The following is a 13,322-nucleotide window of genomic DNA, read 5'->3' on the forward strand; positions in this document are numbered from 1 at the left end:
ATGCATGAGGAAAATCTCGTGAATGGGGCGAGAGAACCTCGCCCCTACGGATTGGAACATACATGAATTTCAACATTACCCTCCTCCCCGGCGACGGTATCGGACCAGAAGTGGTCGCTGAAACCGTGCGCGTGCTGGATGTAGTAGCCAGCAAATACAATCACACCTTCAAATACACTGAGCAGTTAATGGGCGGTTGCTCCATTGATAAACACGGCTCTTCCTTGACTGATGAAGCGCTGGCTGATTGCAAAGCCGCTGATGCGGTTCTGCTCGGTGCAGTGGGCGGCCCCAAATGGGATGACCCCAACGCAAAGGATCGCCCCGAACGCGGACTGCTCGCTCTCCGTAAGGGACTTGGCGTGTTCGCCAATTTGCGCCCTGTGAAGGTTCACCCCGCTTTGATCGATGCCTCGCCATTGAAACGTGAGAAACTCGAAGGTGTGGACATCATGGTCGTGCGTGAATTGACAGGCGGCTTGTATTTTGGCTGGCCCAAGGGACGTGACATCAAAGATGGCCGTGAACGCGCGGTGGATACACTCGAATATTACGACTACGAAGTGAAACGTGTTGTGGATTTGGCTTTCAACCTCGCGCGCGGACGCAAAAAGAAAGTGACCTCTGTCGATAAAGCGAATGTGTTGGAATCATCCCGTTTGTGGCGGCAGATCGCAACCAAGATCGGGAAGGAGAATCCCGATATCGAATTAGAGCACACGCTTGTGGATACTGCTTCGATGCGCCTCATCACCGGCCCCGCATGGATGGATGTCGTGGTGACCGAGAACATGTTCGGCGACATTCTCACAGACGAGGCGTCTGTTTTGGCAGGATCGATGGGGATGTTGCCTTCGGCCAGTTTGGGCGAAGCAGGCGTCGGGTTGTATGAACCGATCCATGGGTCAGCACCGGATATCGCGGGCAAGGGAATTGCCAATCCGACCGGCACCATCCTTTCCTCTGCGATGATGTTGCGCTACTCGTTCAAGTTGGAAAAAGAGGCCGAAGCTGTGGAAAAAGCGGTCCATCAGGCAGTCACCGATGGCGCACGGACAGCGGATATCGGTGGCAAGTTGACCACACGCCAAATGGCGGACGAGATCATCAAGTATTTGTGATGTAACTTTTACTTAATTGTGAAAAGACTTCGGGAACCGCTTTGGGGTTTTCGAAGTCTTTTTAGTTGTATAATCGTCCAAATGGATTCGGAATGGTAAGGAGGATAGGATAATAATGGATAGTGTAGTCAAACCTTATATTACAAAAGACGAACCGTTTGGCCCGATTGACTCGACCGATATAGACCCGAAGGATGTGGATGCCCAGTTAAAGCTGTTCGAACAGCACAACTGGATCTATCGCAATATGCGGCATCGTCCTTCCATCATTATGGGGCGCAAAGGTTCAGGGAAAACATCCTATTTGCGAACGGTCTTTTTTGATAAAAAATATGATTTCCATACGGAGATTCGTACTGACCATGCGTTGATGCATATCTCGAAGGTCATTCAGGGATTGGTGAAGGATGCGGTCTTTCCTGAGACACTTGCGGAGTTGTGGGAAACGATCTTGTGGGTGTGTGTATTATCCGAAGTCCGAAATTCATCATTTTTGTCACAAGAGAAATTAAGTCTCGTCAGCATGTATCTTGAGAAGATAGGTGTGCGGGATGCCGGCTCTGTGGATGATGTGCTATGGAAAATGGCCCGCATGTTCGATGATGTTGTGCAAGCTGAGCCCAAGGATGGTCTTTCAGAAATTCTGCGACGTTTTGATCGTGCCATGTTTAAGAGCACGGTTTCGGCTGTGGAGGGGAGCCTCAAGGACTCCGGTAAAACTTTTGTGATCTTGATGGATTCGCTTGATAATTTTCAACTCGAGATTAATTCAGTTGCCTATTCACTTCAAGGATTGCTCAAGTTTGTGGGCGCAATGAACAAGCCGCGTGATGTGGTGGACATCCGCTTCTGTCTACCGACCGAGCTGTATCGCCGTATCATCAAGATTTCGTCCAACCCGAACAAGGATTTCCGCCGCTCATTGAAATTGCAATGGACGGCCACGGAATTGATCTTGATCGGCGCGCAACGTTTGATGCTTTACCTCGAATTGTTTTACCCTGACTATTTGAAGAGATTGCTTCCGTTGGATACTACCAAGCGGTCTGATGCGATGACGCTCTTCAACGCTGTGCTTCCTAAAACTGTATATAACCAGGCAGGCTTTCAGGAAGAAACGATCTCTTATATTCTTCGACACACTCAGTTATTGCCACGTCATTTTCTGATATTGCTGAACTCCATTTTCAAGAGTGGTAATGGGACGCAGAGTCTGAATCCATTCCCGATCAGCGAGAGGCGCATTCTCAATGGCATCCGCCAGGTGGAGGAGCGCATTGTGACCGAGATCTTTGTCGCTTTCAAGTTGATCTACCCGAATGCAGAAGAAGTTTGCAAGCGGTGTATTCCTGAACTGGGACATAAATTCTCTGTCGGTGAACTACACCAGGTCTATACCCGTCGTGGTAAAGCGGTCTTCGATGGTGACAACCTGTTTGAGTTTCAGCGTATGTTGATGGAGATTGGTGCGGTGGGGAGGGTGATCAAAGGCACGGCCACGGAAGTATATATCAAGGGTAACTTCGAATACACGGTAGCGCACGAGATCGCGATCAGCCACGATGATGAGTTGTGCATCCATCCTCTTTTTTCAGGGATATTTGGCGGCGACAAAAAAGAACGCCCCGTGTACCCGTATGGGAGTGGGATGGAGGATGAGGATTACCGGGATAATTTTGAGTAAACCTATTACATGATGTGAACTAAACAAAGACCCCGATAACTCAATCGGGGTCTTTGTTTATCTTGTTAGAGATATCAAAACGCGTTGACCTCCTGTACCTTGCAGTATCCCTGCCCATGGGGACACTGCAAGGTTGACGAAAGGAGGTGGTAAACACCTTTTATGACCGAAGAGATTCGGATTGCTTCTGTGCGTGGGCTGTCAACACTTTTCGGACAAGGTCACAAACTTCAACGATGTTCTTGTCTGCCAATTGATAATTGATCTCGGTCCCTTGTCTTTTGTTTTGGACGATACCTGCATTGCGGAGCGTGCCAAGCTGACGTGAGACCATGGGTTGAGAAAAACCTGTTGCTTGCGCGATCTCACTGACGTTCATGGAGTGCTCCCGCAGGACATGGATGATCTGCAGGCGGGCGGCATTCCCCATCACTTTGCAAAAATTAGCTTGTATATCAAATATTGAATCTTTCACGATTTCCCCTTTGTTGTTCTTCTAACCCTGTAAATAATATAGGTGATAAGCATGATGCTAACAATGAACAGAATGAAGAAAGCACTCATGATTTTGGTCCATAGATTGGTTTCCTGAACCTGCTGACCTGTTACTGGTATGGATTCGCTGGAGTAGGCTGGCTTATAAGGTGCCGCAACCAATATCTTACTAACACCTGCAGTCTTGCTGAACATTTGTACACGTTCGCTGTATTGATCAGGGTGGCATTTCTGGCACTTGGAAACATCCTCGTTCAAAATGGGATGTGGTGTGCGGTCAGCGTGTGCCAGATCTTTGACCAATGTATTTGAATCGCCGCCATGACAATCCACGCAGGTCATGGGCGACTCTTTCAGGCAGAACCAATTCCCTGTATCGTGCAATAAATACAGATCTTCATGGCAGGATATGCATGTACCATTATCAGGAGGGGGAACAGGGGCATCTGCATATACTGTTGCCGGGATGGACAGTGCAATAAGCAAGATCAGTATTCCCACATAAAATATTGAGGCTTGAATGAGCGATACTTTTCTTTTTGACATAACGCCCTCCTTTCAGGGTGTTGCCGATCTATCTCCCAAAGTGACGTTCAGAGGGCTGGTCTCGTTCATCCAATGGACACAGCACAAGGAGCATGCGTGAGGCGGATGCATTGTCGTTCCGCCAGCGATGAGGTAGGTAGGCTTCGAACATCAGGCTGTCGCCTTGTTTGAGTTGATAGGATTGATCTTCGACGTGATACGTAATGCGACCCTCGAGACAGTAAACGAATTCCCTGCCGGTATGTACGATCGGTGTCTTACCGCTATCGGCATTGGGCTTGAGCGTTATGATGAGCGGCTCTGCCCCAAAACGGGACATCCCTGCACCGAGATCTTCCATGGTTCCATGCGTGAATATAGCGTGCGGACGTTTTCCTGATTGCTGATAGACCACTTTACTGTCATCATGATTTGTCTCGAAGAAAGTGGAAATAGGAATCTGCAAAGTTTGCGCGATCATCTGAAGGGTGCTGACGCTGGGGGAGGTGTGACCATTTTCTATCAAGCTGAGCGTATTAACGTTCAGCTCGCATTGCTCTGCCAGTGCGCGGATGGAAAGCCCGCGTCCCATTCGGACCTCGCGCAGGCGCTGCCCAACATTGATATTGTTCTCGCTGTTGGCGGCTTCAATAACCGGTGAATTCATGGTAGCCTGTTTTGGCATGGAAGGACTCCGTTTGTACAGTGTTTCACATATTATAATAGTTGGAAATTGCATTTAAGTCAATATATCAACTATTATATTATTTTATTCACACAATTATTGTTCGTTGATTGATGGCTGTAGAGGTACACATGCGCTTTCTCGGTGTTTGTTTACTTGTCGTATACTCCCCGTTATGAAAACCGACCCCTGGCTTGAAAAATGGATTCCTCTCCTCCAGCAAAAATCCTCGCGCGGGCTTATCCTCGAGTTGGGATGTGGAAACGGACGCGATACAGTTGACCTGCTTGCCGCAGGATGCAACGTCATCGCCACAGACCTTTCGATGGAAAATCTGGCTGAATGTGCGGACTCTCCTTCTCATGCGCCTCTCGTTCGAATGGACAACGGCAAGCCGTTCCCTTTTGCGGACCACAGTTTCTCAGTGATCGTAGCCAGCCTCAGCCTGCACTACTTCACATGGACCGTCACGATGCAGATCGCATCCGAACTCAAGCGTTGCCTCAAAGCGGACGGCATCCTGCTTGCCCGTTTCAATTCCACGAATGACGTCAACTACGGTGCAGCGACCCCGGAGCCGCCGATCGAGCCAAATCTATACTTCCTCGGGACAATGACCAAACGTTTCTTCGATGAAACCGCCGTGCGGAGTTTTCTCCAAGGTTGGGATATCCAATTCCTGGAAGAGAATACGATTGATCGTTATGAGAAGCCCAAGTCGGTGTGGGAAGTACTGGCACAGACCTGACAGGCCTTTATTTATGTCGTACTATTACAGCCCAGTGTGGATTGATTTCTACTTTTAACTTTCCATTACGAACAGTAACAGTTTGATTTTCATTCAATATATCGTTGAGTATTGTTCCGTCTTTCAGCGGAACGTCGAACTCGATGGCCGCTTTTTCTGCGGATGCATTGAGCGCAACGATGACGTATTCATTGTTCAAGAAGCGCGCAAAAGCAAATTGTTCGTGGTTGACGTAGAGTTGGGCGTAGTCACCGTAGAGCAGAGCAGGGGAGGCGAGTCGAATCTGTGCAAGGTGTCGGATGGTGTTGGGGAGATTCGGATGCGGGGCAGATTCTTTGGCTTGAGTCAGAGTCAGGCTTGGACGTAGAGATGAATCGTCTTTGTCGGTGCGGATGCCTTCCATGCCCCATTCACTTCCGTAATAAATGGACGGAATCCCTGACATGGTGAAGAGCAGACAATAGGTCGTATAGAGATGAGCAGGGTTTGTCAAATTGCTGGCGAGCCGATTGACATCGTGATTATCAACGAAGTTGTAAAAAAGTTGATTGCGATAGAGTCCCGTACTCCCGAATTGACGATTGAGCGAATAAGCGATCTCGAAATAATTTTTATCCTCGTGACTGGAATACAAGCCTTTGTAACATTCATAGTTCGTGACCGAGTCAAGCGTTTGCGGGTTGACCCAATGGTTGTAGTCGCCATGAATGACTTCGCCCATTAACCAAAAATCGGGGCGGATGTTGTGTGCGTGTGATGAAAGCGCGTGCATGAAATCCATATCGAGTTTGTCTGCCACATCGAGCCGTAAACCATCAATTTGAAATTTATCCACCCAAAATTGAATCGCATCAAAAATATGTTGACGCACTTCTGGTTCATGTAAATTGAGTTTGACTAGATCGAAGTGACCTGCCCAACCATCATAGGCAAATGGATCGTTATACGGACTGCGTTGTGTAAAGTCTATGCCACTGAACCAGTGACGATAGGCGGAGCGTTCTCCATTTTGCAGTAGATCGCGGAATGCCCAGAAGTCGCGTCCAACATGATGAAAGACAGCATCCAACACGAGGCGGATTCCGTTTTGATGCAACGCATCAGACAACGCCGAAAGCGACTCGTTCGTCCCCAAGCGTCGGTCCACGCGGAAAAAGTCAGCGATGTCGTAGCCGTGGGCTGTGGATTCAAACACAGGTCCAAGATAGAGCGCATTGACATTCAACTCGCGTAGATGCGGAATCCATTCGTGGATCATTTCTAGGCGGGGAACAGGTTGTGCTGTGAAGTCGTTCTTGCGTGGAGCGTTACACATGCCAAGCGGGTAGATGTGATAAAAGATGGCGTTTTGCATTTGTGTCCTTTTTGTACATACCAGTAGGTATAGAAATGAGATAAAAAAAGAAATTACGAGAAGATGCCGTGCATATATTGATGCAGGAGTTGTCCCGTGAGTTTGGCATCGAGTTGGACGGAGCCGTTCAGGCTGAGACCGATGTAGGTGTTGATCATGCCGAGGAAGGTGGCGGCATAGGCGCGATGACGTCCCTTCATGTTACCGTGATCTTTGGCGGCGTCGGTGAAAAGGACTTCGAGCAAGGCTTGTTGACGTTCGCCGAACTCGGTCAGGAGTTGAAACGGTTCGCTATCGTGTGGCGCGAACCACATGGAGAGTTGCATGCGGTAGAACTTGGGATGACTCTGTGCGAAGTTGAAATAGGCATTGACCACCGCCTGCAGGGTTGTGAGTACATCGCCGTTGTATTTGGCGGCAGTTTCCAGCGTTTGAAATAACTCGGCAAAGTTTTCGGTGAGTAACGTTTGGAGCAATCCATTCTTGTTGCCGAAGTAATGATAGAGTGTGGGCTTTTGCACGCCCGACGCATCTGCCACTTCCTGCACGCCGACGCTATCATAGCCACGCGATGCAAAGAGGGTGAGGGCGTTGTCGAGGATCTTCTCGCGGTTGGATTTCATACCCTTAGTGTACCGATTGGTACAGAAAATGTCAAGAGGAGAATTGCACAGACCTTTCCGGCCTTTTGCCCAAGTGTGGGAGGTACGGTTTGCCAAACAACTAAAGTCTTTGTTTTATCGTATACTCAATTGAGATGGGATTTTGAGTATGAAATACCTTCCCTTTGAAGATTTTGAAATACACACCAGCCTAACTTCAGATGAAGTCTTTTATCGCCTCCGTGCCGCCGTGGACACGAAAGGAACTTGGTCGATTCTTGCTAATAAGAGGTTTAGGGGACATGTAAGCAGGGATTATTTTTGGATGCGGCGATATACGTGGTGGAATCGAAACTTTACCCCTGTGATATCTGGAAAGATACAAGCAGAAGACTCTGGAAGTTCCATTCGCATCAAAATGAGAATGCCTTGGTTTAGTTTTTTGTTTTACGCATTCATTCTTGGATGGCTTTGGATCATGTATTTTAGTAATATTGCTAACCTGTTAGTACAGAGAATACAAACAGGCGCTTGGCAGATTGATTCGCCGTGGTTGTTTTTGCCTGGAATTTTTATGTTCGCTTTTGCATACTTTATATCTGTTGGCTCTTTCTTCGGCGATGTCCACTATGTCAAGGAAGTTTTATTCTCACTATCAGATGTGGATGGGGAGAGTATCGTATATCATGACAAGATCTTAGGAATAACGGAATCTCAGATACTTAGGACGATTTTTGTTGTGACAATTGTTGTTTCTGTTGGATGGATTGTGTTTAGCTTTGTTCGTTGACATCATCCCTGTCCTTAATAAGCCTGAATTTGTATTCAAACTTGGCAAGTCTTTTGCCCAAGCGCGAGGTGGTAGCTGTTTGTCTGTCTTTGTAATTAGTTGTTTTATCGTATTCTGCAATGAATCTAATGGAGATGTTTATGGTAGATAAGCCAAATAATAAATTTAATCCAATGTTGGCGATTGGTTTTATCGTTGCCTTCCTGTTTCTTTCTATTGGTATTTTTACACTCATAGCAGATACAGGGATAAGTTTGTCGGAACGATATCAATTGGGTATGTTGAAGATAGTAATGAGTGTATTGGGAATGATAGGTGGAATTATATTGAGCATTGTTGCTTCAGTCAAAAACAGAAAACGATATATCTGCTCATTATGTGGGACGAAAGCTCAAACACACGATGATAAGTTTTGTCGGGTGTGTGGAACTTCTTTGCCAAAATAATTCATCCTCTTGACACATCCACACCTCCGTCATAGAATACCGACCAACATATTGCTAACGCAAAAAAAACGCTGACGAGGATGAGTACGTTTCAAAGCGATTACCAGAGAGCCAAGCAGAAGTTCTGAAAGCAAGGCTAAAGCGCAGAAACCGAATGGACCTCCGAGTTGTGAAGTGAAAGCCCTTAGGGCGAGTACCAGAGACGGGAACTGCACCCGTTACCACGCAGAGGCACTTAGTACGATAGCCGACTAGAAGACAAAAGACCAGAAGACTAGCCGACTAAACTACTAGCTGACTAAAAAGAGTGACGCTGGCTTTTTCCCTGTTGCATCATACAGGGAATTTTGTTTAAAGGCGTTAACTTGGGTGGCACCACGAGACTCCCCTCTCGTCCCAATTGGACAAGAGGGGATTTTAATTTAAGCCCGACGATGGACGATAGACCGTTGCCATGTGTATGGCCCATCGTCTATGGTCAATGGTCAACCATCAGTCAACAATATTACGGAGTGTCACCTATGCTACTAGAACCAACCACAACCACCCAAACCATTATCCGCGAGATCTCTGCGGACCTCGAAACGCCCATCAGCGTGTACATGAAACTACGCGGTGAGGGCGCATCCTTCCTGCTTGAGTCTGTGGAGGGCGGGGAGCGCATCGCGCGTTATTCGTTCATCGGCATCAAGCCCAGAGCAGAATACATTATCCGTGCCAACGAGATCGAGATCGTCGAAGCCGATTCGAAGCGTGTGGTCAAACTCGATGAAAATGTTGACCCCACGTATTTTCTGCAGGAGGAAATGAATCGATTCAAGTTCAGTCCGCAGGCGGGAGTGCCGCGTTTCATCGGTGGGTTGGTGGGTTATCTCGGGTACGAAGCTGTCCGTTTTTTTGAACCAGTTCTAAAGTCCAGAATGACGCGCTCTTCCAATGTTCCCGATGGCATCTATCTCCTCGCTGACACCGTCATTGCGTTCGATCATGCGCGCCGTAGTCTGTCCCTCATTGCGAACGTGCTCGATGGTGATGTCGATGCGGCGAATCGCAAACTTGATGAGATTGAGTCACGCATTCATCAGCCGCTTCCGCCTGTGCAAGCGCGCGATGTGAAAACATCCAAGACTCGTTCGAACATGACGCAGGGACGTTTTGAAGACATGGTGCGCGATGCCAAGGAGCACATTCTCGCGGGCGATATTTTTCAAGTGGTGCTCTCGCAGCGCTTCAGCCGCGAAACCAATGTTGAGCCGTTCGATGTCTATCGCGCTGTGCGCCGCCTCAACCCTTCGCCGTACATGTTCTTTTTTGATTTCGGACTTGTGGACGGTGAGCCGCTTTATATTGTTGGATCGTCGCCTGAGATCTTTGTGCGCCTCGAGGGACGAACCGCCTCACTCCGACCGATCGCTGGGACTCGTCCACGAGGAGCCGATGCCAACGCTGACGCCTCTCTCGCGGAAGAGCTTCTCGCCGATCCCAAAGAACGTGCCGAGCATGTGATGTTGGTAGACTTGGGCCGCAACGATCTCGGACGTGTGTGTGAATACGGCACAGTGAAGGTTTCGGATTTCTTCACGATCGAACGATACTCACACGTCATGCACATCGTCTCGCACGTGGAAGGTAAACTCAAACCTGATCTCACCGCTTTCGATCTGGTGCGCGCCGCCTTCCCCGCAGGGACGGTCAGCGGTGCGCCGAAAGTGCGTGCGCTCGAGATCATCTCTGACCTCGAACCCGATGCGCGCGGCGCCTACGCAGGCACTGTCGGTTACTTCGGCTTCGACGGCAACATGGACACTTGTCTCGCCATCCGCACGATGGTGGGGCGTGGCAATACGTTTACCGTGCAAGCGGGCGCAGGCATTGTCGCCGATTCCAATCCCAACACCGAATTTCAAGAGACTGTCAATAAGGCATCTGCGATGTTGAGAGCAATTGATATTGCGGAAACGAATAGTTAACATGTCGTTGCGAGCCCGAAGGGCGAAGCAATCTCCCAATAACAATCAAATTCTTGTTTCTAGGAGATTGCTTCGTCGGGAAGAACACCCTCCTCGCAACGACATATGAAATGTAACGAAAGGAAAACAAACAATGGCCATCAATAACTCCAAGCCCCGCCTCCTCACCGGTGACCGCCCAACAGGACGCCTCCATCTTGGTCACTACGTCGGTTCACTTGAAAATCGTGTGCGCCTGCAACACCAATACGAATCCTTCTTCATCATCGCTGACCTGCACACACTCACGACCAAGCCCGAACCGCAATACATCAAAGAGATTCCCACCTACATCAAAGAGATCGTGTTGGATTATCTCGCCATTGGCATTGACCCGAATATCAGCACGATCTTTGTTCAATCGGCGGTCCCTGAAACCTATCAGTTGAACTTGCTCTTTGAAATGCTCGTCACCGTTGCACGCCTCGAACGTATTCCCACGCTCAAAGATATGGCGCGTGATGCTCACATGGACTCGATGCCATTTGGTCTGTTGGGCTACCCCGTCCTCCAAGCCGTGGATATTTTGCTCCCGCGTGCGCAAGTTGTCCCTGTGGGGCGCGACAATCAATCGCATGTTGAACTCGCACGTGAAATGGCGCGTCGCTTCAACAATCTTTACGGCGAAGTCTTCCCTGAACCTGAATCCATTATCGGCGATGTCCCCATGCTGATCGGCACAGACGGGCAAAGCAAAATGAGCAAGTCTGTCGGCAATGCCATCTATCTCTCCGACGATGCAGACACGGTCAAACAAAAAGTGATGAACATGTACACCGACCCGAAGCGCCTGCGTGCCACCGACCCTGGGACAGTGGAAGGCAATCCTGTTTTCATCTATCATGATGCATTCAACCCCTCCCATGCCGAAGTGGATGACCTCAAGGAACGCTATCGCGCTGGCAAGGTCGGTGATGTGGAAGTCAAAGAAAAACTGATCGTAGCCATCAACAACTTCCTTGAGCCGATCCGTGAGAAGCGAGCGTACTACCTTGCGCATCCCATGGTCCCGCACGATGTCCTTGCCACGGGTGTTCGCCGTATGCAAGCCGAAGCTAAAGCCACTATGGAACTTGTCCGTGAAAAGACAGGCTTGTCCTACTCACTTGATCTGTTCGTCGATCAGGTGGATATTTTTGGAGAATACGATTAGACGACGATAGACCATCGACGGTGGACCATGGTCTATCGTCTACGGTCCATGGTCATTTCAAGCTCATTTAACGATACAGATAAGGAAGTTAACCATGTTAGTCCTCATAGATAACTACGACTCTTTCACCTACAACCTCGTTCAATACTTCGGCGAACTCGGCGCGGATATCAAAGTCTTCCGCAACGATCAGATCACGATGAATCAACTCATCGCTCTGAACCCCTCTCACCTCGTGATCTCACCAGGACCAGGCGAGCCCATCAAGGATGGAGGTGTTTCACCCGATGCCATCAAACACTTCACGGGCAAGATTCCTGTGCTTGGAGTCTGCCTCGGGCATCAAGCCCTCGGCGCTGTCTTCGGCGGCAAAGTGGACCGTGCGCCACGTCTCATGCACGGCAAGACATCTTCCATCACGCACAACGGACAGGGCATCTTCAAAGGTATCCCATCGCCGTTCGAAGTGATGCGTTATCACTCGCTTGTGGTCTACGACCCGATCCCCGCCGAACTCGAAGTCACAGCCATCACTGCAGAAGAAGAGGTCATGGGGCTGAAACATAAAGACCATCACACCTATGGCGTGCAGTTCCATCCCGAGTCCATTCTCACCGAACACGGCAAACAGATCCTCAAAAACTTTTTAGACTTGAATCCCGCTCCTGCGAAAGGAGAACAATCCATGTTGAAGCCATTTATCGCCAAGACGATCAACCGCACCGACCTCACTTCCGAGGAAGCCGAACAGGCAATGAACATCATCATGACGGGGCAAGCCACGCCCGCACAGATCGGTTCCTATCTCACAGCACTTCGCATGAAAGGGGAGACCATCCCTGAGATCACGGGTTCTGTCCGTGCCATGCGAGCCAATGGTGTCAAAGTAAAACTTGGCGACCCCACCGAACGCATTTACGATATCGTTGGCACAGGTGGTGATGGTGCTCACACATTCAACATATCCACCGCCGCTGCATTCGTCCTTGCAGGCACAGGACGCAAAGTTGCCAAGCATGGCAACCGCGCCGCTTCTTCCCATTGCGGCTCCGCCGATGTACTCTCTGCGCTTGGTGTCAGCCTCGAACTCACTGCGGAGCAGATCGCTTATGCCATTGATAATATCGGTATCGGTTTTATGTTTGCCGCCAAGTTCCACCCTGCCATGAAACATGCCATCGGTCCGCGCAAAGAGATCGGTCAACGCACCATCTTCAACATCCTCGGTCCGCTCACGAACCCTGCAGGCGCGAACATTCAACTCACCGGCGTCTTTGCTCCCACACTTACCGAGCCAATGGCAAACGTACTGAACGAACTCGGCTCACACGCCGCGATGATCATCTATGGCGCGGGCGGCACCGACGAGCTTAACACCTGTGGTGTCAACCGTATCAGTCATCTCAAAGATGGCGCTGTCAAAACCTATGACCTTGACCCGACCGAACTCGGCTTTTCCCCAGCCACGATGGAAGATCTACGCGGTGGCACGCCCGATGAATCCGCAGTGATGATGCGTGATATTCTCAGCGGAAAACTGAACGGTGCGCGTCGAGATGCCGTTCTCCTCAACGCCGCTGCTGCCCTCGCCGCCGAAACAGGTGATTTCAAATCCGCGCTCGATGAAGCCCGCGCCTCCATTGATAGTGGCAAAGCCCTCGCCAAACTCAATGCCCTCGTTGAGTTCTCAAGATCCGTTTCTCAATAATT

Annotated in this window: 13 protein-coding genes; 8 read left to right on the forward strand and 5 right to left on the reverse strand. The window is 49.4% G+C overall.

Annotated elements, in window-relative coordinates; genetic code table 11:
- Positions 1-62 precede the first annotated feature (62 nt).
- Together leuB and IPP66_08790 are read left to right on the forward strand one after the other, a co-directional pair.
- Entirely contained in the window at positions 63-1,121 is a 1,059-nt protein-coding gene (gene leuB / locus IPP66_08785) for a 3-isopropylmalate dehydrogenase (protein ID MBK9925375.1), read from the forward strand.
- Positions 1,122-1,236: 115 nt separating this feature from the next.
- Positions 1,237-2,805, forward strand: a complete 1,569-nt coding sequence (locus IPP66_08790) for a hypothetical protein (protein ID MBK9925376.1) — start codon at positions 1,237-1,239, stop codon at positions 2,803-2,805.
- Between the two features lie 160 nt (positions 2,806-2,965).
- On the opposite strand, the gene IPP66_08795 is transcribed toward IPP66_08790, so the two are convergent.
- From IPP66_08795 to IPP66_08805, 3 genes are read right to left on the reverse strand one after another with little or no spacing between them, the layout of a single operon-like run.
- On the reverse strand, positions 2,966-3,280 hold the full coding sequence (locus tag IPP66_08795) for a winged helix-turn-helix transcriptional regulator (GenBank protein MBK9925377.1): 315 nt from the start codon (positions 3,278-3,280) through the stop codon (positions 2,966-2,968).
- The gene (locus IPP66_08800; GenBank protein ID MBK9925378.1) at positions 3,277-3,846 is read right to left on the reverse strand and encodes a hypothetical protein; all 570 of its coding nucleotides are present in this window, start codon (positions 3,844-3,846) and stop codon (positions 3,277-3,279) included. Before IPP66_08800 ends, IPP66_08795 begins: the two co-directional genes overlap by 4 nt.
- A gap of 28 nt (positions 3,847-3,874) precedes the next feature.
- Entirely contained in the window at positions 3,875-4,492 is a 618-nt protein-coding gene (locus tag IPP66_08805; protein MBK9925379.1) for a cupin domain-containing protein, read from the reverse strand.
- Positions 4,493-4,685: 193 nt separating this feature from the next.
- On the opposite strand from IPP66_08805, the gene IPP66_08810 reads away from it, so the two are divergent.
- A complete protein-coding gene (locus IPP66_08810; GenBank protein MBK9925380.1) occupies positions 4,686-5,258 on the forward strand; it encodes a class I SAM-dependent methyltransferase in 573 nt (190 codons plus the stop codon).
- Between the two features lie 7 nt (positions 5,259-5,265).
- On the opposite strand, the gene IPP66_08815 is transcribed toward IPP66_08810, so the two are convergent.
- Positions 5,266-6,612: an alpha-glucosidase C-terminal domain-containing protein gene (locus tag IPP66_08815; protein MBK9925381.1), complete on the reverse strand. Its 1,347-nt coding sequence runs from the start codon at positions 6,610-6,612 to the stop codon at positions 5,266-5,268.
- 53 nt (positions 6,613-6,665) lie between these two features.
- Entirely contained in the window at positions 6,666-7,235 is a 570-nt protein-coding gene (locus tag IPP66_08820) for a TetR/AcrR family transcriptional regulator (GenBank protein MBK9925382.1), read from the reverse strand.
- Between the two features lie 148 nt (positions 7,236-7,383).
- Here IPP66_08820 and IPP66_08825 point away from each other — a divergent pair, with 148 nt between their 5' ends.
- The 5 genes from IPP66_08825 (at position 7,384) to trpD (ending at position 13,320) form a co-directional block, all read left to right on the forward strand.
- A complete protein-coding gene (locus tag IPP66_08825; GenBank protein MBK9925383.1) occupies positions 7,384-8,004 on the forward strand; it encodes a hypothetical protein in 621 nt (206 codons plus the stop codon).
- 140 nt (positions 8,005-8,144) lie between these two features.
- On the forward strand, positions 8,145-8,450 hold the full coding sequence (locus IPP66_08830) for a hypothetical protein (protein ID MBK9925384.1): 306 nt from the start codon (positions 8,145-8,147) through the stop codon (positions 8,448-8,450).
- Positions 8,451-8,971: 521 nt separating this feature from the next.
- Positions 8,972-10,420: an anthranilate synthase component I gene (gene trpE, locus IPP66_08835; protein ID MBK9925385.1), complete on the forward strand. Its 1,449-nt coding sequence runs from the start codon at positions 8,972-8,974 to the stop codon at positions 10,418-10,420.
- A gap of 133 nt (positions 10,421-10,553) precedes the next feature.
- The gene (gene trpS / locus IPP66_08840) at positions 10,554-11,612 is read left to right on the forward strand and encodes a tryptophan--tRNA ligase (protein ID MBK9925386.1); all 1,059 of its coding nucleotides are present in this window, start codon (positions 10,554-10,556) and stop codon (positions 11,610-11,612) included.
- Positions 11,613-11,706: 94 nt separating this feature from the next.
- Positions 11,707-13,320: an anthranilate phosphoribosyltransferase gene (trpD, locus tag IPP66_08845; GenBank protein ID MBK9925387.1), complete on the forward strand. Its 1,614-nt coding sequence runs from the start codon at positions 11,707-11,709 to the stop codon at positions 13,318-13,320.
- Positions 13,321-13,322 lie beyond the last annotated feature (2 nt).

Source organism: Candidatus Defluviilinea proxima (assembly GCA_016721115.1).
Classification (GTDB): domain Bacteria; phylum Chloroflexota; class Anaerolineae; order Anaerolineales; family Villigracilaceae; genus Defluviilinea; species Defluviilinea proxima.